This window comes from Chromobacterium sp. LK1, assembly GCF_001043555.1.
Lineage (GTDB): Bacteria > Pseudomonadota > Gammaproteobacteria > Burkholderiales > Chromobacteriaceae > Chromobacterium > Chromobacterium aquaticum.
The window spans coordinates 73,361-96,261 of the sequence record NZ_LDUI01000003.1; the positions used below are offsets into that span (position 1 = coordinate 73,361).

The window sequence follows — 22,901 nt, forward strand, 5'->3', positions numbered from 1 at the left end:
TAACTTGAACCGACTCACAAACACCCAACGGGAGCCCGCCCCATGCTGATCCTGCAAGCCGAACGCGATGCCCTGCTCAAGCCACTGCTGGCAGTCACCGGCATTGTCGAGCGTCGTCACACCCTGCCCATCCTGTCCAATGTGCTGATAGAGAAAAAGGGCGGACAAGTGGGCTTCCTGGCCACGGACCTGGAAATCCAGATCACCACCGCCAGCAGCGACGAATTGCCGGGCGAAGACTTCCGCCTGACCACCTCCGCCAAAAAGCTGCAGGACATCCTGCGCGCCATCCCGGGCAACGCCACCGTGACCCTGGAACAACTGGACGGCGGCCGCCTGACCCTGAAAGCCGGCAAGAGCCGCTTCAACCTGCAAACCCTGCCGGCAGACGACTTCCCGCTGTTGTCCGTGGGCAGCGCCAGCGACTCCAGCTTCAGCCTGAGCCAGCGCGAACTCAAGCGTCTGATCTCCCAGGTGCAATACGCGATGGCGGTGCAGGACATCCGCTACTACCTGAACGGCCTGCTGATGCAGACCGACGGCAACCAAGTGCGCCTGGTGGCCACCGACGGCCACCGCCTGGCCTTTGCCAGCGCGGACGTGGAAGCCAACCTGCCCAAGTCCGAAGTGATCCTGCCGCGCAAGACCATCATCGAACTGTACAAGCTGCTGCAGGACATCGACGACCCGATCAATATCGAAGTGCTGGCCAACCAGGTGCGCTTCAGCTTTGGCTCCACCGTCATCATCAGCAAAGTGGTGGACGGCAAGTTCCCGGACTACAACCGCGTCATCCCGCTGGACAACGACAAGATCTTCCTGATTGAACGCCTGGAATTCCTGCACGCCCTGCAGCGCGCCGCCATCCTGGCCAACGAAAAATTCCGCGGCGTGCGCCTGGTGCTCAAGCCCGGCTCCATGTCCATCCTCTGCACCAACAGCGAGCAGGAAGAAGCGGAAGAAGAACTGGAAATCGCCTACCAGGGCGGCGAGCTGGAAATCGGCTTCAACATCAACTACCTGATGGACGTGCTGACCAACCTGCCGGCGGACACCCTGCAACTGGCGTTTGGCGACTCCAACCGCAGCACCCTGGTGACGATACCGGACGTCAGCAACTTCAAATACATCGTCATGCCCATGCGCATTTGACGACGGCGGCCACCCGGCAGCCCGCCGGCGGCGGAGGCCCAGCCCCCGCCCCGGCCGACGGATTTTCAGATTGACCGGCAGAGGCCGGCCGCGCGGCGCCAGGAGTCACTCCCGGCCCGCCCGGCCCCTCTCCATACAGAAAGCAGCAGATGAGCGAACAGGAATACGGCGCGGATAGCATCAAAGTCCTCAAAGGATTGGATGCGGTACGCAAACGCCCCGGCATGTATATTGGCGACACATCGGACGGCACCGGCTTGCACCACATGGTGTTTGAAGTGCTGGACAACGCCATTGACGAAGCGCTGGCCGGCCATGCCGACACCATCAAGGTCATCATCAACCCCGACAACTCCATCACCGTGGAAGACAACGGCCGGGGCATCCCCACCGACATCCACCCGGAAGAAGGACGATCGGCGGCGGAAGTGATCATGACCATCCTGCACGCCGGCGGCAAATTCGACAGCAACAGCTACAAGATCTCCGGCGGCCTGCACGGCGTGGGCGTCTCTGTGGTGAACGCGCTGTCAGACTGGCTGAAACTGAAAATCTGGCGCGACGGCAAAGTCCATGAAATGGAATTCCGCCGTGGCGACGCCGTGGCCCCGCTCACCGTGACCGGCCACACCAACCACCGCGGCACGGAAGTGACCTTCCGCGCCAGCGAAGAAACCTTTGGCCTGGTGGAATTCCACTTCGACATCCTGGCCAAGCGCATCCGCGAACTGTCCTTCCTGAACCAGGGCGTGGGCATCCAGCTGATAGACAAGCGCAGCGGCAAGGAAGAAAACTTCGCCTTCTCCGGCGGCGTGGCCGGCTTCGTGGAATACATGAACCGCAACAAGACCGTGCTGCACCCCAAGGTGTTCTACGGCATTGGCGAAAAAGACGGCATGAGCGTGGAAGTGGCGATGCAGTGGAACGACTCCTACCAGGAAAGCGTCCAGTGCTTCACCAACAACATCCCCCAGCGCGACGGCGGCACCCACATGACCGCGCTGCGCCAGGTGATGACCCGCACGCTGAACCAGTACATCGAAGAATCCGAAGTGGCCAAAAAGGCCAAGGTGGACACCTCCGGCGACGACATGCGCGAAGGCCTGACCTGCGTGCTGTCCGTCAAACTGCCGGATCCCAAGTTCTCCAGCCAGACCAAGGACAAACTGGTCTCCAGCGAAATTGGCCCGGTGGTCAATGAAGTGATCAGCGAAGCGCTGAAAACCTATCTGCTGGAACACCCCAACGACGCCAAGATCATCTGCGGCAAGATCGTGGAAGCCGCCCGCGCCCGTGAAGCCGCGCGCAAGGCCCGCGAGATCACCCGCCGCAAGGGCATCATGGACGGCCTGGGCCTGCCCGGCAAACTGGCGGACTGCCAGGAAAAAGACCCCAAGCTGTGCGAACTGTACCTGGTGGAGGGTGACTCCGCCGGCGGCTCCGCCAAACAAGGCCGCGACCGCAAATTCCAGGCCATCCTGCCGCTGAAGGGCAAGATCCTGAACGTGGAACGCGCCCGCTTCGACAAAATGCTGCAAAGCCAGGAAGTGGCCACCCTGATCACCGCCATGGGCTGCGGCATTGGCAAGGACGAATACAACCCGGACAAACTGCGCTACCACCGCATCATCATCATGACCGATGCCGACGTGGACGGCGCCCACATCCGCACCCTGCTGCTCACCTTCTTCTACCGCCAAATGAGCGAACTGGTGGAGCGCGGCCACATCTACATCGCCCAGCCGCCACTGTATAAGGCCAAACTGGGCAAGCAAGAGCGCTACCTCAAGGACGACTCCGAGCTCAACCAGTTCCTGCTGCAACTGGCGCTGGAAAAAGCCGAACTGATCCCGGCCGAAGGCGACTCCGCGTTGTCCGGCGACACCCTGGGCGAAATTGCCCGCCAGTTCCTGCTGACCCGCTCCGTGATTGATCGCGAAAGCCGCGTAATCGATCCGCTGGTGCTGGAAGCCATGCTCAAGACCGGCCCGCTGTCCCTCAGCAGCCAGCAAGAAGCGGACGCCGCGCTGGCCAAACTGAGCGCGCTGCTGCCGGCGGACGCCATCGAACTGCAACTGCTGCGCGACGAAAAGAACGACGGCCACCTGATCAAGATCATCCGCAAACTGCACGGCAACGTGATGGTGACGGTGATGGACCAGGACTTCCTGGAATCCGGCGACTACGCGGAAATGAAGAAAACCGGCGACATGCTCAGCGGCCTGCTGCGCGAAGGCGCCCACGTCAAACGCGGCGAAACCGTGAAACCGGTGGCGGAGTTTGGCGAAGCGCTGGACTGGCTGCTGGCGGAAGTGAAGAAGGGCATGAACATCCAGCGCTATAAAGGCCTGGGCGAGATGAACCCGGAACAGCTGTGGGAAACCACCATGGACCCCACCGTGCGCCGCTTGCTGAAGGTGCGCATTGAAGACGTGATGAGCGCGGACGACGTGTTCACCACCCTGATGGGCGACGAAGTGGAACCGCGCCGGAACTTCATCGAGGGTAATGCCTTGATTGCGCGGAATATTGATGTGTAAATCTGTAGGATCCCACGAATATCTAGATTTTTCCCACATTTCTAGATTTTTGGGATTTCACACGCAGCCTACGCTGTGAGAAGGATGGCCTCCAGGTTTGGGGGCCATTTTTCGTATTAGCTCAATTGTTCTCTTGAAGCACGCCGTCTACGTTCAGCAAAAGTGGATGTTGGTAACCCATGCGCAATCCGCCTGCTATGGGTTGTTATTACTCCGGCAGTTCAATTCCGAATTGATACTTATAATTCTTTGTGACATTTGATGTGAGGGCCACAAGGTCACTTGGCAAAAATGGGACTCGCAAGCGTGCGTCATGCCCCATTTTATAGTGATTCAGGCATTTTCTCGCTAGATTACTCAGCTACGGACCTCAAATAGTGACACTCTGTCTCAAGATTCAAGATCGACATTAATGCAGGCTGATCAATCTGCTGCCCAAGACCAACCTTAAACGTGCTGGCGCTCGAATAATAAATATCTAAATGATGTAATGGATGATGGTGTCCATCCTCACGGATATCATCCCAGTCATACCGGATGTAACCATCCTCGGCAATCATCAGCTCTCGCACTAACGTCCAAAGCTGCGGATCATAGTCTGACATTTCCATGATTGGATCAATAAATCTGCAAAAATCCCGAACACCAAATATTTCACCAGAATCGATTAGCGCAATGATATTTGATGAAACTCTACTATCAATTTCTATTCCCTCCCTAGAAAAAAATTGATACTGTTCATCACGCAAAATTACGCTAAATGGAAAGCTTATCGAAAATATCTTTCTCCCACCCTCTGACGTACAGAAAAGCCGGCTCATCTTCCCTACACAGATAGTAAGGCGTGCGCTAAAATTGGCTCCTTCCGCAGGCTGCCCTACCAAAAAATTTTTGACTGTCTCCATCCAAAGAACAATGATGTCACGTTTTGAACGAATGGCTGATAGGTATGTTTCAGCCTGGTACCTATCAATATTAAGATTGAATTGCTTAGCCACGTTTAAGCCCTGCTCTTTATCATTCTTTCGTACATAAACCGGCTAGTCTCCCTGATATTATCCATATCAGGCTCTTCTCCGATCACTTTCTTGAGTGCATCAATTAGCTGCTCACGCCATAAAGGAAGAACGCCAATTTCATTGAAGGCCTTATCAGCCATATCGAAGAAGGAGAGGGTGCTAGCAGCTACCGTAATTGTAGTCTTTATCCGAGCCTTTTCTTCATCATTAGGTGGCATGACCTCGATTTTACCTTCCGCGTTAATTCGGCTCAATCCGTCAGAAATATGATGAAGTATATCTTGGTTAAGCTCGGCCGAAACAATCATTCGTGACTGAAGGAAGGAGCGTGTCAAAGTCATATAGAGCGAATTTCGATAAACATAACCATTAGTAATGCATTTGCTTACACAGATAACAAATGGGAATTCAAGGCCTTTAACATTATTTTTGTTACTTACAAACAATTGCCCCGGCTCTCGACGCTTTGTTTCATGAGCCTTGTTTACTAGCCATCCGAGCTCCCTGCGTACCAAGATAGAGAGTTTATCTGCTAGTGGAAAAGCCTCATCATTTCTGTCAAGGATAATGATCCCAACATCATCAGGCTGTAAGGATGGATGTTCTTGGGCAAGTTGACGAATTGCAGTGACGATACTAAATGCAGCAGCATCTAGGAAGTTTCCACTAACAGACTCAAGCACCACACTCGGGACATCATTTTCTATATCCTCAAAACGCCTTAACGGCTCACGCGTTAAGCGGTATAAAGAGTTTGAGGCGGCCTTCTCTACAATGTAACCGCAAGCGACCCACTCAGGGTCCTCTAACCAGCGTAATTTGGTTTCTTCAAACAAGCCCATTCCAATGGCATGAGCAAACATAAGTGTTCTTGGATCCGTGCGGTAACACTTGCTTAGCAGATGGTCAGGCGCAATATTTGGAGTAATGTTGGCATCGAATATGCTCTGAAATATGTCACCTGCAACGTACAATGTATCTCGGCTAACTTTTCGGCAAAGAGCTATAAATGACTCAGGAAAATCTTGGCTTTCATCAATAAGAATATGATCAAAATATGGATCAACCTCTTCTCCTAACTCTTCAAGAGCTTCGCTACAGGCTCTGGCGAATGACATGTACGCACTGAATGGCTTGAACTGTAGTTTATATACGCTACAAATAAGGCGGTAGGTACCTGAATTGGGGAGTGCATTTGATCCCCATCCATGAACACACCAAAGGCGTGACTCCCAAGCAATTTGCTCTTCAACCTTCATAAAATTGAAGAAGTCTGGTATTCTTTTCCGAAGATGCTCTGCCAGAATCTTATTGTGGCAGGTGAAGAGAATTTTAGAGTTTGGCCGATTTACATATAAATCTCTAAGCTTGTGCAGTAGCAGCTCTGTTTTTCCAGTCCCAGACAAACCTTGGATTCGTACGATGTCATTCTTTGGTTTTTCATAAATAAATCGGGTTTGATCACCATCAAATAACTGTATTTTACGCTTTACCCTATCCAGCAGACTGATCGGCAAATCTGCTTGCACGCGCTCAATGTCATTGATACTACCAGTGAGAAGGGATACCAATAGCTCCGCTATTCGCTGCTTTGCGGGATCGTGCAGTTCTGACTCTTTTATCCAAGCATCAAAAGGCTCAATCTCATCGGCATAAATCGTTGCAATTAGTTCAGACTTCCAAGTCCGTGGGCGACCAATAGCTTCTTTATACCTATATTTGTCAGAAATTGAGGCAAGATCCTCAACGAAATCATCAACGAATTCGTCGAATGAATCATTGTTTCCACTGAAATCTATGAACGTCAGTTTCCTCTTGGGAGAGAGTACGACGACTGCACTCGGGTGATCGTAGGTATATCTACTATCACCAAGAGGGCTGGAAATTACATAAATTTGCTCTCGATTTGATATCGCGTGATTTTCGACTTCATCAAGGAATCCTTGATTCAGATGATTTTTTTCTGCTTGGAGGAAAAAGAAACTGTTTGACATTGATAAAGCCCGATAAAGAGATATGTATGGAAATATTTTAATTTTAAATATTTCAAGTTTACACTAAAATAGCGGTTCGCATGATCTATATCCTTGCAGCCAGTTTCACTTCAGGGCAATGTCATTTTTGATTCAAAGTCATTGTATTTTATGAGAAACCTGAGCGATTCAAAATATATGATCAATAAAATTTATCAAACACCCACGATCCCGCACAGCACTTCCTTGCCGTACTCTTTGTACTGTCTACATCGGTTCACCTTGGCTCAAGCTCTCTAACGGTTTTTGTTAGCAACTCTAAGCTACTCGCTGATCAGCCAGTACCAATTAGCTTTGGTCCATGTTACCTCGCTCACAAGAAAAGCTTCGGTTGATTTGTAGCAAGTAAAACAAGCTTTTCTTTTGCCTTGGAGCCTCGGCGAAGCACTCGCCCATTTTCATCCATCAAGGTAATTTCGTTACCAGCATGCAAACTTGTCAAAGTTGTCAAATACTGTGCTTTCGATGCCCCTGTATGATTACAGGTTGCATTCAAGAATTCCTCCACTTTTACTCCATTAGAAAAACGACCATGAAGCATACGTGGAATTTGTTCAGATAGACGTTCCAGAGTCATCTGGTGGTAGGCTGGCTGGAAAGAAAATATTTCTAACTCCCCAGCCATAAATCTATCGTCATGCAATGGGGAATAACCCATCATATTGAATCTATCAAGCCCTTCTCCAGCATATTGGACAACCTCATTCCCATATCGCCATCCAATTTCATTCATGACGTGCCTGGCAGTTGGTTGCCTTGACATGTGAATCAGCCAGTACAAGCCGTAGCCATGGGGGTTCTTAATAAAGAAGCTTTCATAATATCCTGCCCCACAGTCACGCGTTATAGCCTCATAGAAGTATTTTTGAAGAATCTGTCTACGATTGTCTTCATCTCCCTTTTCCCATAGTTGCTCCACTCTCCCCCTGAGATGGTCAAGTGAGAACTGTGTTTTTTCAATGAAACTGTCAATATTCTTCTCACTGATATAATTAATGAGAGAATCGACATTGAAATTTAGGATGATTTCTGAGAAAGGAAGCCTGGACAAGATTTTGTTGATCATTCCAACCGAAATCTGGTTGTAACCATATTGATCCAATAGAAAAAGAGCTCTTGCCTTCGGGTTGGCGGTCTCAATTCTTTGAATAATGGTTTCGATTGCTTGATTGAAGGTACTTTTGATTAACTGGATTCGCCCCTGATTGAGCCATGGCGCAAAGTGGCTATTTTCAATATTTTTTCGGAGGCCATAATGGGCATCCTTGTCTTTGTCGATAAAAAAATACTGCCCAAAAACCTGGAAAGGATTAGTTGTACGCTCCTTATTGACATACGTCTCCCCCTCGACACAAGCCTCCATCATTATGAATGGTGAACCACTAACAATTTGGCTTGGACGTTGAAACCAATATTTCCCACCACCAGCGAATCCATCTATGAAATACATTGGAAGTTTGGGAACGTGCGGGTTCTTTCCATAGACTTTTATATACTCAACTATGTAGTCTCGTAAAATTTCGTGCTTTACCTTGCTATGTGCTTCAAGCTCAGGTGGATTTTCCCAGTCATAGTGCTTTCGTGGCATATGGATATATGGCTTCCAGCCCATGCAAGGGCATCCAGATATAATCATCCAACTAAAACTCAATGCAAGAGATAACTATGTTCAAAATCCATTGCGAACTCCCATCCATTTTCATGGATTAGGGATCGGCAGAGCACATAAATTATCCGCCCGATTAAATTTTTTATATCTGCAAGTTTATGGATAATTTCTTACGTCAAGTTCTCACTTCAACAGCCGGCATTTCGTCCCAAGTCCGACCATGCAGTTCTCGCCCGTTATATTTCTTGGCGCGTTTTACACCATCGGATCCCCAGCCACCCCACTGCTTGAAGAAGAACGCGACGCCGGCGTCTTCGCATTGACCGCGAATCGAGTCGACCCAGTCAATTTTCATCGGTCGCGCTTTAGGCCCGGACTCCCCACCCACAATTACCCAGTGGATGTTGGTTAAGTCCAACACGCCTACATCCTCGAGCAGCGGCTCAACTGAGAGGAAGCGGATTGCTGCATCGACACGGCGCAGGTGATCAATGCGCGGTACGCCGTATCTGCGATCCTCGACCGACACACCTAACCAAGCATTGCTTGGAGCGGTTTTACCTGTAAAGAACGCCTCCAGACGATCAGCCCGCTTGGTCAGGATCTGAAATGTATGCCAGTGGGCACGCTCGATAACGTCAAAGACCTTAGCCACATAGTCGAACGGCACGTCTTCATGAAACAGGTCCGACATGGAGTTCACGAAGTAGGTGGTCGACGTTTTACGCTTCAACGGGTCATCCAAACGTTGTGGCAACAGCGTCAATTCGAAACCATTCTCGTAGCCAGGAGTCTTCATCGCTTGTAATCGACCAGCCATACCCTCTGCGTAGCAGTGCTTGCACCCCGGAGAAATCTTGGTGCACCCCACTGTCGGGTTCCAAGTTCGCTCAGTCCACTCTATTTTGCTTACCGTTGTCATAATTGCACCTCATTATCGCGATTTTGTAACTCTTCCTGCAACTTGGCAATCGCCAACTCCAGTATTTCTGCCTGGCCTAGCCCCAAGGTTTTTCTGAGTTCCGCTAGGTTCTGCATAGCTTCTCCCGGAAGCCATGTCTGTAGACGTGCAAATCCTTCTTTCCGCCGGCGCTTGCGATATCCGTCTTGGGCTGTGGCCAGTTGCTGCTTTCGCGTTGTCGTCATTTGCCACACTCTTTGATTACACTGTAATAATACGCATTTTTATGCAATTTGAAATCTAAATTACTGATATTTATGATGTTTTTAACGTTTCAGGCAGGAAATACAACAGGTAAAATGAATCGATGGCCCTCCTTCAGAGCGGGTCGCTCTTCAGGATTCAAGATGCTGAGTTCTCATGCCAGACTGGCTTGCAAGTAGGCAAACAACCACTATCTGCGGAGATGGGCTGTCCGTTGGAATTACTGAGGACAACACCCTTGGTGCCACGCGGATCAAACAGACTCTCTACTCGATGTCCTGGAGACTCCCAGTCTAACCAAGACCAAAGCCATGCCTCTGCCCGCAAGGATACAAACCATGCAAAAGCCCGAACAAACCGCCCCGGTGGAGACCTCCTCCTCCGAGGCCTATGACGCTTATGTACGCCAAGCAGTCCAAGCGGCCATAGATGACCCTGCTCCTGGCGTCCCACATGAAGAAGCCGAAATTTATTTCGCCAAAAAGCGCACAGAGCTACGAAGACGCTTGACTGAAGGAAAGAGATGAGTCGTAACCGCTCAGAGATGACTCTGGAACAAGAGGGCTCGACATCCTTTATCTGACGGCAATGAACTCACCAAAAACCACTTTCAGCTTCAATATCAGCTTCAAGATCCCGCCACAAATCATCGAATGGAAACTTTCCGATGGTTTGGTTTGTTAAATGGGTCCAGCCCCAGAACCACTGCAGAAGTTTAAGCATGCCATCTTGCTGCTGTCCTCGTGTTGGAGGACCGACTCGCCAGTCAGGCACAATGGGGATGCCGAGTCCGAACAGACAATCGTAGCCCTTCTTCCCGTAGATGAGACTCTTCTTTACCCTGTCTATCGCCTTCTGGGATTGTAATTTCCCCTCATCCCTGACCGTAGTGACCGTATGATTTAGCCGGTCTACGCCCTGAGCAAACATCTCGGCATCCAAAATACACCGGCCATTTTCCCAAGTTGTCCGACTGAAAACCTTTGCGTTCAATACTCCGAAGAACTCCGCCAGTAAGCCCCTGGCCTTGAACGTATCCCCGACAACCAGCATGCAGCGATATATCAGCTCCGCTGCGGTTCGCATGCCGTCATCATGCGCTTGATGCCGGTAAATCTCCCATATCAGGACCAAGGCCGCCAAGGCATCAAGGCTCCCGGCGCCGACCAGCGTGCGGCCCTGGCTATACCACAGCAGGTTGCGCGTCCCTGTCGCCTCGGCCCTTCTCCAGTTAGCTATAGCCCTGCGCAGATCTGGCTCCAACTGGTTGATATACCGCGGCGCCTTCCGCAGCGATATCTCATCTGCGAGCAGGACAGGCCAGAGCACGCTCCCCAGCTCCTTCGATGACCCTGGGACCTCTACCTCGACAGACGCTACCAGTTTGGACTGCGGTACCCGTCTCCCATTTTTGTACCGTGGCCACTTCTTGGTTGATCCCAGTTTTGAATCGTCCTGATCCGACAGTTTGCGATCAAACCTCTTCTCTAATCCGAAAGCCGACGCCTCTCCCAGCTGCCGGCGCACACCCTCGTACCAATAGCGCACCCTCAGCTCTTTAATCGGCGACGGTAGGAAATATTTTTTCATGAGATCATGCTGAAAATTCGATGTGTGAATTTTAAAAATACGCCTCAATACATTGAAAATAAAGATATATTTCACAATTAATTAAAATGAAGTGCGCTTTTTTGTCCACCTAGGATAAGGCCCATCGATGGCGTAGGCTTAAGCAGTCTTGGAATTGAAAGAGCGTGACGTGGCGAAACAAGCGGATATAGAGCATTTAACTGGCGAACTCAGGGATAGCCTGACCAAGCTGTATGGCCCTTTATTGCCGAGTCGCGAACTCTGGAAGATCTTCGGCTACGCCTCGCCTGCGGCGTACCGCCGAGCACGCGCACGCAAGTTGCTTCCTGTTGGGGAGTTCGAAATTGAAGGCCGCCGGGGCTACTTTGCGCTCACGCACGACGTGGCCCGCTGGCTCGCGACACAGAGTAGTCCGCGCGTGCCATCACGGTCGGAGGAGGACCAAGAAGTCCATGCGGACAGGGAATGGAAGGCCTGTGAAACGAGGGCTGGCCAGAAGGCTGATCGCCCTGAGTCGGATCCAGATCAACCTAAGCGAGAAGGAGAAGCAGAAATGTAAAAGGGTAACCTGACGGCTACCCCTTTGATGCGAAAGCCGAAACTTCCGCCATAGACAAGCAAAGTATCGTCTCGCGCATCCAAGCGGTCAAGCCATTCCCCACTGTGTTCGGCCCAAAACGTTCAGTTTCCAACTGAACGGCGGATTTTCACGTCCATTTTTGGCCAACTTTCCAACAGATGCGTGGCTGCGCAGGGAGAGCTCTTGCCGGCGCAGCCGGGAGAATACGATGCGAGTACGACGAGTCGTCACCCGTCGGGGTAGGCACATCCGTGGCTATTTCCCCTCCAAAAAAATGAAGCGGATGGTGGCATGGGAGTCGCTGCTGGAACGCGATGCCTTGCTGTTGCTGGAGCTATCGCCCGGCGTGGTGGCCTACCAGGAGCAGCCCGAAGAATTGGCTTACTGGGACGGGGAGGCCATGCGCGCCTATATACCGGATCTGTGGGCCTCGCTGCACGATGAACGGGCGCTGCTCATTGAGATCAAGCCCTCATCCGAACTAAGCCGCTCCCAGGTCAAAGCGAAATACCGCCAGATTGCCGAACAGCTGTTGGCACAAGGTCTGGATTATCGGCTTTTGACCGATAAGGAAATCCAGCAGGAGCCGCAGTTCAGTAATCTGAAACAGCTGCAGTACCACTACAACCATCCCACAAGCCCCCTCCCAACCCGCAGCCAGCTGGCTGCGGCCTTCTATCTGACCGAATCCATCCCCTTGGCGCAATGCCTGGAGCGGTTCGGTTCAGACGTCACCTACACCCTGATCGCGCAAGCCCGACTCTATGTCGACCTGACACAGCCCCTCGCGCCGGCCTCCCTCGTTCAACTACCTTCGGGAGAGCGCCATGCAACGATTTACTTTTAAACGCGGCCTGGGCTTCCTTCAAGGACAAGCTCGCTGGGAGCTGGACCGCCGCTTGGCCAGCGGCAAGCTGCAACTGCTCTCAGACGAAGGCGAGGTTCTGACGCTAACCTCCGCAGAAATCCTGCAACGCTGGCAGTCGCAGGCATGGGTCATCGACGAGGAGTCATTGGCCAACCTCGGTGAGGCGATCTATCTCGTGACGCCGCGCGACCTGTCGACCTATCCACTCAAACTTCAGGCCATTGCCAGGCGCCGCCTGCATTATCTGCAGGGCATCGACCCCGACCACACACCGTACAACAGGTCGGCTTGGGAAGCGCGCATCAGTCAACTGGCCAGCGAGATCGATGACAAGTACCCGCCTTGCGCATCGACCGTATCGGAGTGGTGGCGGCGTTACCGGACCACCCGCTCGATTCTGAAACTGATTCCCTGGGGTCGGCCAGAATCCAACCACCAGAGCAAACCTGGCTATCAGCTGTTCGAACAGGTCATCGCCGAGGTCTATCTCACTGACAACAAGCTGCCGAAGCTGGCGGTCTACCAGCGGATGAAGGCACGTACCGAGGTCATCAATCAATCGCTGTACGCGCAGGAGCAGATGAAATGCCCCGGCCGCACCACGGTATACCGCTGGTTGGAGGCGCTACAGCAGGACCTGGTCGATCTGGCCCGCGAGGGCGCCGAGGCCGTGCGCATGAAATACCGAGTGGCGATCGGCCGTGTGGAGATCCAGGCCATCCTGGAACGGATCGAGATCGACCATACCCCGCTGGATATCATCATCATCGATCTGGTGACCGGCCTGGCATTGGGCAGACCGTGGATTACCGTGGCGATAGACCAGCACTCCCGGATGATCGTCGGCTTCTATATCAGCATCGGCGCGCCCTCCGCCAACTCGCTGTTGCAGTGCCTGCGGCGGGCCATTCTGCCCAAGGAGGATCTGCTAAGCCAGTGGACCGATATCAAGCACCCGTGGCCGGCCTACGGCATTCCACAGTTGGTCGCCGTCGACAATGGCCCGGATTTGCACAGCACCGGCTTTGAGCTGGCCTGCCTGGACATGGGTATCACGCTGCAATTCTGTGGATCCAAGGTGTCATGGCAAAAAGGCGCGATTGAACGGTTTATCCGGACGATGAGCGTGGACCTCATCCACACCCTGCCAGGCACCACGTTTTCTAATCCGCAGGAGCGCGGTGACTACCCGGCAGAAAAGCAGGCCTGCCTGGACATGGCCACGCTGACGCATTTACTGGTGCGCTGGATTGTCGATGTCTACAACGTCACGCCTCACCGCGGCATCAAGGGCCGGCCACTGGACCGTTGGCAGGAGTCGGCCAATCGGACGCCGATTGCGCTGCCCACCGACCCGCAGCAGTTGGAGCTGATCGCCGGCATTCCGGCGAGCCGGACGCTGTTCCACTACGGCATCGAGTTCGAGGGCCTGCATTACAACGACCACCATGTACAGTTGATCCGCCGGCGTTTCGGCAAAAACGTTCCCGTGGAGATCAAGACCTACGAGGATGATGTCGGCCACATTCATGTTCTGGATCCGGACAGCAAGGCGTATCTGCGCGTTCCGGCGCGGGACATGGAATACGCCGAGGGTCTACCTCGGGAAATGCACCGCACCATCCGCGCCCATGCCTGCAAACGCTTCGGCGAGCTATGCAACACCCCTGAATTGCTGGAGACGAAACGCGAAATCCTGGAGTTGGCGCAGGCGGCGCTGCAACACAAGAAGATGGGCTACCGAAAGTCCGGCGCGCGCCAATTCAACCTCAACAGCGAAGCGGTGCTGGAAAAACAGGATCCGCTGGTCGCCGCCAGAAAACCCGTTAAAACCCGCAAAGCCCCCGTTCCAGACGCCTTGCCGGACGGACTGCAGGATGATCTGCCGGAGCTGTCGGTGTCAGCCAAGAAGGGAGGCGCGTGATGGATCCTCTCGACTTGATGCGGCAGTTCGCCCCGAACGCCGGCTACGCGTCCGACAAGGTGCTGGGCTACAAGCTGCAGTTGGAACCCATCTACCACCAACGCTTTCGCCACGCGCTGTTCCAGATCGCCGAACTGCATCACCGTCGCCGCGCGCATGGCGTGGGCGGCGGCGTGCTGTTGATCGGCCCCTCCGGCGCCGGCAAAAGCACCGTGCTTCGGGCGTATGAGGCCCAGTCACCACGCAGTTTTGAGACGCAGCGCACTCGGATTCCGGTCCTCATCGTGCGAGTGCCGTCGTCGCCGACGGTACGCAGTCTCGCCGGCGCCATCCTGGAGGCCATGGGGGATCGGAAGTCGCACCGCGGCACTGCCCCCGAGAAAACCACCCGGCTGGTCGACTTCTTCTCGCAATGCGGTGTGGAGTTGCTGCTGATCGATGAGTTCCAGCATCTGTTCTATACCCCCAGCGCGACGGCATTTCGGGATGTCACCGATTGGCTGAAGAACCTGCTGGAAAGTACCGGCGTAGGCATGGTGGCGTGCGGGCTGTCGGCAGCCGAGCTGGTGATCCGCAGCAACGAGCAGTTGTCGCGCCGGTTCTCGCAGTGCATCCCCATGGATCCGTTCCAGCTCGACGATGAGGCGGATTTCTTGGAATACCGGGGACTGCTCAAGGGCATCGCCCTCTGCCTGCCGCTGGGTTGCGAGATTCCCTTGCATGAGGCCAACCTGGCGCGGCGCATCCACACCGCCAGCTTCGGGCTGCTCGACTACACCATCAAGCTGCTGGAGGGCGCGGTCTGCGCGGCCAACCTGGCCGGTCTCAACACGCTGTCGCTGGATGTGCTGGGCGCCGGCTTCCGCGAGCGGATCTGGAAAGACGTGCCTGACACGCTGAATCCCTTCCACCTCGAGTCGTCGCTGCGTCCCCTCACTCGCCCCGGCGAGGTGTTCTACCCGCATACCCGTAAGGACCCAGTTGGCTCGCCGGTAGCCATCAAGCTGGGCCTGCATCCAAGCAAAGGAGGCGTGACCCATGCGTGACAGCACCATCTCCCAGCAAGGTGCTCCCAGCTTGCTGATCCGTCCCCACCCAACGCGAACCGAAGGGCCAATCGGCTATCTGTTCCGACTGGCCGAGGCCAACTTCATGAGCCTGCGGGATCTGGAACAGCTCGGCATCGCCTTCACCCCGGAGGCCTTGCGACAGCAACAGCTGCTGCCTCCCGATTCGCTTTATCCGGAGCTGCACAGCCATATTCGTCACGTGGCCCAGTTGGAGCAGCATCAACCCAGCATCTGGAACCGACGCTTCGCCCGCTACTGCCCGTACTGCCTGGCGGAAGAAGCCCGATGGCGGATCGGCTGGGAGCTGCTGTATTTCGACACCTGCCCCAAGCACGGCACCTGGCTGGTGGACCATTGCTCCAGTTGCGGCGAGTCGATGACCTGGCACCGAGACAGCCTGCTCCGCTGTCACTGCGGCGCCGATCTACGTCGGGAGATCCCGGAGGAGGCGCCTGCGGCCGCCATCCTGCTGGTGGAAACGCTGGAGCAGATGCTGTTGCGGCAAGCGGTTCCACAAACGCATGGCTATCCCTTCCAAGGGCTCACCCTGGAGCAGGTACAGCGCCTAATCCGCTACCTGGGTACTTATCTGAATCCCGTCGCCACGCTCAAACCACTCAAAATCATGAATGCGGGCTTGTTGGAAGTGTCTTGGCCCATCACCTCATTGGCGGCGGAGATGCTGGTCTTCTGGCCCGACAAATTCCACGCGGCGCTCGACACGCTGCAGACGTCCAGTGGAGATCCACAGATCAGCCTGAATGCCGTGTTTCAGGAGGCTTATCGTTACCTTTACGACGGAGGGCTGCGCGATGGCGTTTACCACCCGGTTCGCGAAGCTTTCGAACAATGGGTGACGCAGCGTTGGAAAGGCGGCGTGGCCAGACGGAATCGCCGGCTCACCATCGAGGTCCTGGAGAACATCCAGTGGATTCCTGGCAAGGCGGCGGCCGACCGACTCGGTATCTCCATGGCGCGGCTGCGCTACCTGATCCGTTCCGGGCAACTGGAAGGGCAAGAAACCATCAGCAGCAAAGGCCGCCGCTTCCTGATGGTGCGCAAAGACCGGCTGATCCAGGTGGAGGAACAACTTGCGGGGGAAATCACCATGACCAAGGCCATGGAGGTGCTGGGTCTGGGCAAGGTGCGGATGCGACGGATCCTGAAGCTGCTGTTCCCCTCCGCCCGCCGAGTCAATGACCAGCCTTTGCTGCCATGGTGCATTTCCAGCTCGGAGGTCTATCAGTTGGCCGAGTTCGGCGAGGCGCTGCCGCGGGTCTATTCTCTCGATGAAGACGAAACTTCGCTGGCCGACGTGCTGCACTATTGGCAGTGGAATGCCGATGAAGTCGTGTCGTTGGTTGAGGAGGTCCAGGCAGGCAAGCTGGCCGTCTGCGCCACCCTCATCGGCAAGACCGGGATCACACGCTGGGTGTTCAAGCGCAAGGACCTGCAGCTGTGGCGAGCCAGTCTTCCCACGGATCGGGCCAACTGGGTCACCATTCCGGAGTTGGCCGAAGTGCTGGGGGTGAAGCAGCAGGTGGCGTACTGGCTGACGCAGAACGATTACATCCGCTCGCACAAGCTGGGCAACCAGAAGCACCAAGGCTCCAGGGTGCGCAAAGCGGATGTCGACCGCTTCCTGCGGCAATACATCTTCGGTACTGAGATTGCAGACCTGACCGGCCGCTCGCCCAGGAAAGTGATGAACATGCTCAAGCACTTAGCCATCTACCCGCTCCGCGGCACCAGCATCGAAGCTTGCCGCCAACTGGTATATACTCGCACCGATGCGCTTACCCGATTTATCGAGAGATATCAGGTGGGGGATCCGATCAAGTGGCGGGACACGGTGCAGCGGCGGCGAAAGGCTTGGGAGAGGATCTTCCAGGAAGATGGGACGCCCGTACCGCCCCCGTCCCACTTTCGTCTAGAACCCCGTTGATCTGTCGTGGGGCTCATCTAGATGAAGATGGGATCCTACAAAATCTGTCTGTAGATGAACGCATAATCTGAGAAAACGAGCCCCGTAAATTGATAAATTTATGGGGCTTTCTCTATTGATAGTTGCGATTAATTTACGTTTCGTTGTAAGCCCCGCCTGGGCTTACGAGTAACTCCATACTCAACGTTTCTTCAGGTTGACAAAATCGAACAGTATTCGTACGATTTTCTTACATCCATTGCTGGACTTGTGAGGCAACCATGGCAAACCTTGAACACCAAATTAAAGAAGCGTTAGAGCAATTTTGGGATGAACATGCGCTTGAACCAGTAGGAGGGGGCCCGAGCACCGTCAATGAGTTGCTTGAGCCGATTGAGTCTATGACCGCAGTGGAAGTGCTAATCGTTCTCGACGAGATTGTGAATGAAACGCTGCCAAATAGTCTCATTCAGGCTGGCGGGTACAAAACGAAAGAAGAATTTGTAAATGTTTTGTCAGCCCGAGTTCTCTCGCATCTGGAGACCAAGGAATGAACCAGGAAAAGACGGGCTCGGTTGATGAGCAGCGTCTATTGCTGGCTCAAAGGCTGAGAGAATCGCGAGAGTATGTTGGTCTCTCGCAAGAGGATGTTGCAACAGCTCTTGGTATATCGAGGCCAGCTGTTACTAACATTGAAGCCGGAATCCGAAAGGTGGAAGCAGTTGAGTTGGACAAGTTAAGCCACCTGTACGGGCAGACCGTGCAATACCTGCTTACGGGTGAGTCTTTGACGTCAGATTCCCGCTTGGCTTTTCTGGCTCGGGCCACTAATGGGCTTAGCGAGCAAGACTTGGAAGAGTTGGGCCGCTTCGCCGAATTCTTGCGCAGTTCCGGCAAATCCAGTCGCCGAGGTTCGTGATGGCACGTGACGAATTGTTGGAGGCCGCCCGCCGAGCTGCGAAAGTTCTGGGTGAGTTCTCTGTCCGCGACCGCATCAAGGAAGGCTATACGCGCGTCGACCCAACGCAGCTTGCTAGTGAGGCTGACGTCACGGTCATGTTCCGGCCTCTGGATAAGCTTCTCGGAGGCTTTCTTCGGGAGGACGGTGAAGCCGGGATTCTTGTCAATGTACTTCGGCCCCGCGGGCTAGTGCACATGACGTGTGCTCATGAGTTGGGCCACTACTTTCTTGGTCATGAGAGCACTACCGATGAAACGGTGGACATCGGAATGAGCGCTCACCTCATCGAGCAGCAGGCCAACCAGTTTGCGTATTCGCTGCTTGCCCCCCAGTGGCTTGTTGTGACCATCATGAATTTGAAGCGCTGGTCCAAATCCCACCTAGAAAACCCTTTCATCGTCTACCAGCTGTCTTTGCGTCTGGGTATGAGCTTCGAAGCGATGACCTGGTCGCTTGTGCGCCTGAGGTTCATCTCCCAAATTTCCGCGTCACGAACACTTGCGCAGAAGCCTAAAGCCATGAAACTGGATGCCCTAAACATCCAAGACGCATCCGTCAAAGTGCCCGGTGATGTTTGGGTGCTAGACAAGTCCGACAAGGACCGCATCATCGAGCCGGCATCGACTGACCGATTTGTCGTTGACCTACCGAACCACGCAGCAGCTGGCCATCTGTGGACTGTAGATGAACTACGTTGCGAAGGATTCGTACTCGAACCATTCGTTCAGGATGCGAGAACTGTGTCCAAGAGGGGAAGCAGCTCTATAGTGGTCGGTGGACTCGGTAGCGGAACGATGAGGTATGAGCTTGCGCCAGTTGCGGAATCAGGTGAAGCATCCACGGTGAAAACCCAAAGACGGGCCGAAATTTCGGTCCATGAGACTGCGCCGTGGTCCAATGGGTCGGAAAGTCACGACACCCTGTCTTTCAGCGCCGAGTTCAATGACCTCAATGGTGGTTTGTCTCGACACGAGCGCGAGCGCAGATTGGAAAGCGTGCGAGGTCGTGGATGATTGAAATCGAGGTAAATCATTCTGGCCGCCTGGGTCCTTCCCGCAATCAGGGTATTCGCCCCACATGCTTGGCGTTCACGACGTCAGACCTGAACGCATTCGCCAATGCGACGCCACACCTTAGCGTCGAGTATATGTGTCACTATGCTGCCCGGGTCGGACAAAACTGGCAGCCCGGCGATGGTTTCACAATGGAGCAGATTCTTGCCGCCGTCGAGAACCCTGGGCAACCAGAAGAGGGTATCTATCCCTATCTCGGTAATTCGCACGACGCGCCGCTTCAGGTACCGCCGAGCAATCTGCTGCCGCTCTATGCCAGCCAGCCCAAGAGGCGCAATTTGTCGCTCTCTGAAGTTGTTACTCACATCCATCAAGGGTATGCTGTAGGCATGATAGTGGCGGTCACAAAGTCATTGTTTTATCCCACTGCCGGTATTGTCGCATTTGACCCTTATGTCATTCCGGACCAGTTTCACGCAATGGTTGCCGTAGGTGTAGGGGTACATCGCCAATCTAGCGAAAAGCACGTCCTGCTCCGAAATTCGTGGGGTGATGGATGGGGTAATCAGGGGCATGCTTGGGTGTCAGAACGGCATCTTCAGCTGCATATGCAAGAGGGATTCTTGGTGTAGGGCAACAACATGGCAGTTCTCTTTGACACGCATACACGAGTGGTGCCGACGTGGCTCGCCGCAGCGCAGTATCTTGATTCGGCGCCGAAACGTAAGGCGATGAACATCATTCTCGAAATCGACAACCCGCTCGCGATTACGGACGAAGACAAGGCCGTGATGCAGCGGGTCGATGCAGCTCTGGCACCACGGGGCCTTACGCTGCGAACGGTTGCAGGGACCATATTCCCATTAGATATCTACCGCCGCTATAAGCGGCCAGCCTTCTACGACAAATATAAGGTGATGCTCAAGCGTGGCAAGAAGCGAGGTACATGGGGTACGTATGCTCACCGCATGATTGAGCGGACGTCCAAAGATGGAAAGGGAACCATCAACCCTCTAGAGATGCTTGTCCAGCGGTTACGCGACGATGGACAGCCGACCAAAGAGAATGGTTCAACATCTTCTTATATTTCCGCTTATGAGCTGGGTGTCGCGGACCCCGAAGTAGATTTGGCAGAGGTCCAGGCGGTAGGCGAGGCTGAAGGAGATGTCCCAACATATAACGCAGCGATTGATGGTCGCGACTGGCTGGGTATGCCATGCCTCTCTCATCTCAGCTTCAAACGCGTGAAGGAAGACGATGGTGTTGTGGTGCATCTTACCGCGATGTATCGGTCACACCACTACTGTGCTCGAGCACTTGGCAATCTCCTCGGCTTGGCGCAGCTGCTCTCGTTCGTTGCGAAAGAGGCCGAACTCAAAGTCGGCACGCTCACTTGCCTTTCCTCTCACGCTGTGTTGGACGTCGGCGAGTGGGGTGGTGTAGCTAAGACACGGACTGTCTTGGGCCTTCCGCAATCAAAATAGTGTCACTTGTGAGGCGGCAGCTATTGGAGCCAGGCTGTCGCCATATATTTCTTTCATGCCTCGGCGAAAGTCTGCAATACCCCCATAACTGGGATGGCGAACGCACTCAACATTGATGCCGAAAGACTTTGCGTAATTCGCGGCGTCTTGGCCGATGCAGATAATTCGGCGGATACCGAGCCACTTAAAGAGTGCGTGATTTAGCTCGGAAACGGCTGCTAACTCTTTCGCCGTGAATTTCCGGTTGGTCAGAGGATTGTCGGCCTCATGTGGATGTAATGGGAACACATTCCACAAGAGCGGAAGCTGGTCTAAGCGTTCCAAGATTGCCCAAATCTCGGCAGCAGTTCTCTCGGCGACCACTGGCCCTTTGGTAGCCTTATTAGGCGCGGCACCCGGATAAGAAAGAGCGACAGCATCGAGACGTCGTTCATCCGTCAGCGCGAGGCCTGTGCGCCGCCCCCCTCGGTAGCCAAGGTCTCTACCCATCCAAATCGTATCCACACCTAGTTGCTCGATGGCAGTCAAGTAGGTGCGCAGATTCCTTCGACGGACTGCGGGAGCGTCTGCAAGGTCGTGAACCTCGCAGCGGTTCCTATAGGGGTTAAATACGCCTTCCAGCCCAATCTCGGACAAAGCGGCAACAAATGAACGGGGGGTCATACTTCTTCTTTACTCATTGGGGGAAGCACTGCTCCAACGACCACCTTTTTCTTTGGCAGTACGACTGGTTTTGGCTTTTCTTCTTCATTCACCGCGGAAAAGGTGATGGTGTGGTTGTTTATGTCCACAGTAACATCACCGCCCCCTGTCTGACAAAGCTCACGGAAGACGTTAAAGCCTTCGAGGATGGCTTTCTCCCATTGCCAAAGCGGGCACTTGTACACTTCATATCCCTTCACCATCTCTCGCACCTGCTTCAGTACGCCGTATTCCAGCTTGCCGGGAGGTGTGTCGGTGAAATATTTGTGCCGAAACGCGTGGTTGAAAATCCAGGTTGCAATGCCTTCTTCAATAATCATCGCTCGGGCGCCATCTTCGTCGCGGTCGACCTGAGGATTGCTCTTGCGCTTCAGCTTCAGCAGTCCGCGAATGACCGGCGACCAGCCCAAGTGCGCGATGTAAGCCAAATGGAAGACATCATGGAATCGATAGCCGTCAGGTTCCGTGCGATTGTCGGTTAGCCGGTCGCCGATGTTTACACCCTTCAGCTGCTGGATAACATAGGGGGTCCCATCAGCCCCATACAGCTCGATGAATCGCATCGTGAACGTCCGTGGGAATTGTTCAAGCTCAGAATAGCCTTCATCAAACAACGGCTGATAGGCAGTGCCTACTTGTGGCCATCGCGATTCTGCTTTTTCCAGATTCTCTTCGGCTATGCGGGCGAATTGTAGCTTGAACTGCCCGCAAATAAGGACTATGTCTGCCAGTAATTCTCCGAGTAGGTTGATACTGGAAGGACTAGCGAGGTCCTCGGCACAAGATTTGGCCATTAATTGGCCGCAGTGTGCACCGAGCGCGTATAGAGTAGCCGTTCGCTCGTCTGGAGAAAGTTTGCTGTGGCAGAACGCAATCAAACCATCAAACTCAGCAAACGTAAGATTGCCGGTCGGCCTGGTGTTTTCTACTTCTAGCCGACGCTGAAGTTCTTTAAGCGCAGTAGTTCCTACTTCGTTCAAACTGTGCTTGCATTCTACTGAGACCGTTGTCAGATACCAAAGCGCATCACCGAGTTCCTCGGTTACATTCGCCTGTTCGGCTGGACCGAGGTCACGTTTGGATTTCTTGATAGCGGCCAGTATTCCGCCGACCTCCCCAAAGAAGCCATACAGAAGTTGGTTGAGTCCTTCTTCGGTTCCCTTGAACTGGTTCGACGCCGATGCGCGCGACTGGTACTCGGAGAGTGACAGATCTACCGCACTTGCAACCTCATTAGACATAAACATGACGGAGGCTTTCATAGTCA

At 54.0% G+C, this 22,901-nt stretch carries 21 protein-coding genes; 13 read left to right on the forward strand and 8 right to left on the reverse strand.

Annotated features, from left to right (window positions below; translation table 11 throughout):
- The first annotated feature begins 42 nt into the window (after positions 1–42).
- Entirely contained in the window at positions 43–1,152 is a 1,110-nt protein-coding gene (dnaN, locus tag VI26_RS02110; RefSeq protein ID WP_048408090.1) for a DNA polymerase III subunit beta, read from the forward strand.
- 149 nt (positions 1,153–1,301) lie between these two features.
- The gene (gyrB, locus tag VI26_RS02115; protein WP_048408091.1) at positions 1,302–3,692 is read left to right on the forward strand and encodes a DNA topoisomerase (ATP-hydrolyzing) subunit B; all 2,391 of its coding nucleotides are present in this window, start codon (positions 1,302–1,304) and stop codon (positions 3,690–3,692) included.
- Positions 3,693–4,045: 353 nt separating this feature from the next.
- Here gyrB and VI26_RS24195 read toward each other — a convergent pair whose 3' ends face one another.
- The 5 genes from VI26_RS24195 to VI26_RS24200 all read right to left on the reverse strand — a co-directional run bounded on the left by VI26_RS24195 (position 4,046) and on the right by VI26_RS24200 (position 9,499).
- Positions 4,046–4,690 (reverse strand): hypothetical protein, encoded by a 645-nt coding sequence (locus VI26_RS24195; protein WP_144410126.1) that lies wholly within the window; start codon positions 4,688–4,690, stop codon positions 4,046–4,048.
- A gap of 2 nt (positions 4,691–4,692) precedes the next feature.
- Complete coding sequence (locus VI26_RS02125) at positions 4,693–6,705, reverse strand: DEAD/DEAH box helicase (protein ID WP_048408092.1); 2,013 nt, start codon at positions 6,703–6,705, stop codon at positions 4,693–4,695.
- Between the two features lie 352 nt (positions 6,706–7,057).
- Positions 7,058–8,356 (reverse strand): three-Cys-motif partner protein TcmP, encoded by a 1,299-nt coding sequence (locus tag VI26_RS02130; RefSeq protein WP_197081350.1) that lies wholly within the window; start codon positions 8,354–8,356, stop codon positions 7,058–7,060.
- A gap of 172 nt (positions 8,357–8,528) precedes the next feature.
- Complete coding sequence (locus VI26_RS02135) at positions 8,529–9,275, reverse strand: DUF5131 family protein (protein WP_046155233.1); 747 nt, start codon at positions 9,273–9,275, stop codon at positions 8,529–8,531.
- Positions 9,272–9,499, reverse strand: a complete 228-nt coding sequence (locus VI26_RS24200; RefSeq protein ID WP_156183703.1) for a hypothetical protein — start codon at positions 9,497–9,499, stop codon at positions 9,272–9,274. The genes VI26_RS02135 and VI26_RS24200 overlap by 4 nt, the downstream gene beginning before the upstream one ends.
- Before the next feature lie 357 nt (positions 9,500–9,856).
- Between VI26_RS24200 and VI26_RS24205 the strand changes: the two genes are divergently transcribed.
- Positions 9,857–10,045: a hypothetical protein gene (locus VI26_RS24205; RefSeq protein WP_156183704.1), complete on the forward strand. Its 189-nt coding sequence runs from the start codon at positions 9,857–9,859 to the stop codon at positions 10,043–10,045.
- Between the two features lie 67 nt (positions 10,046–10,112).
- Here the strand turns inward: VI26_RS24205 and VI26_RS02140 are convergent, their stop codons facing one another.
- On the reverse strand, positions 10,113–11,108 hold the full coding sequence (locus tag VI26_RS02140; protein WP_048408094.1) for a hypothetical protein: 996 nt from the start codon (positions 11,106–11,108) through the stop codon (positions 10,113–10,115).
- Between the two features lie 154 nt (positions 11,109–11,262).
- Between VI26_RS02140 and VI26_RS24210 the strand changes: the two genes are divergently transcribed.
- The 10 genes from VI26_RS24210 to VI26_RS02190 all read left to right on the forward strand — a co-directional run bounded on the left by VI26_RS24210 (position 11,263) and on the right by VI26_RS02190 (position 20,932).
- On the forward strand, positions 11,263–11,667 hold the full coding sequence (locus tag VI26_RS24210; protein ID WP_231580943.1) for a hypothetical protein: 405 nt from the start codon (positions 11,263–11,265) through the stop codon (positions 11,665–11,667).
- 229 nt (positions 11,668–11,896) lie between these two features.
- Complete coding sequence (locus tag VI26_RS23025; protein WP_082150826.1) at positions 11,897–12,535, forward strand: TnsA endonuclease N-terminal domain-containing protein; 639 nt, start codon at positions 11,897–11,899, stop codon at positions 12,533–12,535.
- On the forward strand, positions 12,516–14,480 hold the full coding sequence (locus tag VI26_RS23030; RefSeq protein WP_082150827.1) for a DDE-type integrase/transposase/recombinase: 1,965 nt from the start codon (positions 12,516–12,518) through the stop codon (positions 14,478–14,480). Before VI26_RS23025 ends, VI26_RS23030 begins: the two co-directional genes overlap by 20 nt.
- Positions 14,480–15,526, forward strand: coding sequence for a TniB family NTP-binding protein (locus VI26_RS02160; protein WP_048408095.1), 1,047 nt, complete (start codon positions 14,480–14,482; stop codon positions 15,524–15,526). Before VI26_RS23030 ends, VI26_RS02160 begins: the two co-directional genes overlap by 1 nt.
- Complete coding sequence (locus VI26_RS02165) at positions 15,519–17,495, forward strand: helix-turn-helix domain-containing protein (RefSeq protein ID WP_048408096.1); 1,977 nt, start codon at positions 15,519–15,521, stop codon at positions 17,493–17,495. Before VI26_RS02160 ends, VI26_RS02165 begins: the two co-directional genes overlap by 8 nt.
- Positions 17,496–17,755: 260 nt before the next feature.
- Positions 17,756–18,028, forward strand: a complete 273-nt coding sequence (locus tag VI26_RS02170; protein WP_048408097.1) for a hypothetical protein — start codon at positions 17,756–17,758, stop codon at positions 18,026–18,028.
- Positions 18,025–18,393 carry a helix-turn-helix domain-containing protein gene (locus VI26_RS02175; protein ID WP_048408098.1) on the forward strand — a complete coding sequence of 123 codons (369 nt, stop codon included), beginning with the start codon at positions 18,025–18,027 and terminating at the stop codon, positions 18,391–18,393. The genes VI26_RS02170 and VI26_RS02175 overlap by 4 nt, the downstream gene beginning before the upstream one ends.
- Positions 18,393–19,448, forward strand: a complete 1,056-nt coding sequence (locus tag VI26_RS02180; RefSeq protein WP_048408099.1) for an ImmA/IrrE family metallo-endopeptidase — start codon at positions 18,393–18,395, stop codon at positions 19,446–19,448. The genes VI26_RS02175 and VI26_RS02180 overlap by 1 nt, the downstream gene beginning before the upstream one ends.
- Positions 19,445–20,080 (forward strand): C1 family peptidase, encoded by a 636-nt coding sequence (locus VI26_RS23530; RefSeq protein WP_082150828.1) that lies wholly within the window; start codon positions 19,445–19,447, stop codon positions 20,078–20,080. Before VI26_RS02180 ends, VI26_RS23530 begins: the two co-directional genes overlap by 4 nt.
- A gap of 9 nt (positions 20,081–20,089) precedes the next feature.
- Positions 20,090–20,932: a hypothetical protein gene (locus tag VI26_RS02190; protein ID WP_048408101.1), complete on the forward strand. Its 843-nt coding sequence runs from the start codon at positions 20,090–20,092 to the stop codon at positions 20,930–20,932.
- Here the strand turns inward: VI26_RS02190 and VI26_RS23535 are convergent.
- The gene (locus tag VI26_RS23535) at positions 20,924–21,595 is read right to left on the reverse strand and encodes a uracil-DNA glycosylase (RefSeq protein ID WP_082150829.1); all 672 of its coding nucleotides are present in this window, start codon (positions 21,593–21,595) and stop codon (positions 20,924–20,926) included. The two genes, VI26_RS02190 and VI26_RS23535, sit on opposite strands and share 9 nt — an antisense overlap.
- The gene (locus VI26_RS23540) at positions 21,592–22,896 is read right to left on the reverse strand and encodes a nucleoside triphosphate pyrophosphohydrolase family protein (RefSeq protein WP_197081351.1); all 1,305 of its coding nucleotides are present in this window, start codon (positions 22,894–22,896) and stop codon (positions 21,592–21,594) included. The genes VI26_RS23535 and VI26_RS23540 overlap by 4 nt, the downstream gene beginning before the upstream one ends.
- Between the last annotated feature and the right edge of the window lie 5 nt (positions 22,897–22,901).

Coding starts and splice junctions, on each gene's coding strand:
- VI26_RS23535 (WP_082150829.1), bottom strand. CDS start 21,595: ATGACCCCCCGTTCATTTGTTGCCGCTTTGTCCGAGATTGGGCTGGAA.
- dnaN (WP_048408090.1), top strand. CDS start 43: ATGCTGATCCTGCAAGCCGAACGCGATGCCCTGCTCAAGCCACTGCTG.
- VI26_RS02180 (WP_048408099.1), top strand. CDS start 18,393: ATGGCACGTGACGAATTGTTGGAGGCCGCCCGCCGAGCTGCGAAAGTT.
- VI26_RS23530 (WP_082150828.1), top strand. CDS start 19,445: ATGATTGAAATCGAGGTAAATCATTCTGGCCGCCTGGGTCCTTCCCGC.
- VI26_RS02130 (WP_197081350.1), bottom strand. CDS start 8,356: ATGGGCTGGAAGCCATATATCCATATGCCACGAAAGCACTATGACTGG.
- VI26_RS02190 (WP_048408101.1), top strand. CDS start 20,090: ATGGCAGTTCTCTTTGACACGCATACACGAGTGGTGCCGACGTGGCTC.
- gyrB (WP_048408091.1), top strand. CDS start 1,302: ATGAGCGAACAGGAATACGGCGCGGATAGCATCAAAGTCCTCAAAGGA.
- VI26_RS02170 (WP_048408097.1), top strand. CDS start 17,756: ATGGCAAACCTTGAACACCAAATTAAAGAAGCGTTAGAGCAATTTTGG.
- VI26_RS02125 (WP_048408092.1), bottom strand. CDS start 6,705: ATGTCAAACAGTTTCTTTTTCCTCCAAGCAGAAAAAAATCATCTGAAT.
- VI26_RS23540 (WP_197081351.1), bottom strand. CDS start 22,896: ATGAAAGCCTCCGTCATGTTTATGTCTAATGAGGTTGCAAGTGCGGTA.
- VI26_RS02175 (WP_048408098.1), top strand. CDS start 18,025: ATGAACCAGGAAAAGACGGGCTCGGTTGATGAGCAGCGTCTATTGCTG.
- VI26_RS02160 (WP_048408095.1), top strand. CDS start 14,480: ATGGATCCTCTCGACTTGATGCGGCAGTTCGCCCCGAACGCCGGCTAC.
- VI26_RS02165 (WP_048408096.1), top strand. CDS start 15,519: ATGCGTGACAGCACCATCTCCCAGCAAGGTGCTCCCAGCTTGCTGATC.
- VI26_RS24200 (WP_156183703.1), bottom strand. CDS start 9,499: ATGACGACAACGCGAAAGCAGCAACTGGCCACAGCCCAAGACGGATAT.
- VI26_RS02140 (WP_048408094.1), bottom strand. CDS start 11,108: ATGAAAAAATATTTCCTACCGTCGCCGATTAAAGAGCTGAGGGTGCGC.
- VI26_RS24205 (WP_156183704.1), top strand. CDS start 9,857: ATGCAAAAGCCCGAACAAACCGCCCCGGTGGAGACCTCCTCCTCCGAG.
- VI26_RS23025 (WP_082150826.1), top strand. CDS start 11,897: ATGCGAGTACGACGAGTCGTCACCCGTCGGGGTAGGCACATCCGTGGC.
- VI26_RS23030 (WP_082150827.1), top strand. CDS start 12,516: ATGCAACGATTTACTTTTAAACGCGGCCTGGGCTTCCTTCAAGGACAA.
- VI26_RS02135 (WP_046155233.1), bottom strand. CDS start 9,275: ATGACAACGGTAAGCAAAATAGAGTGGACTGAGCGAACTTGGAACCCG.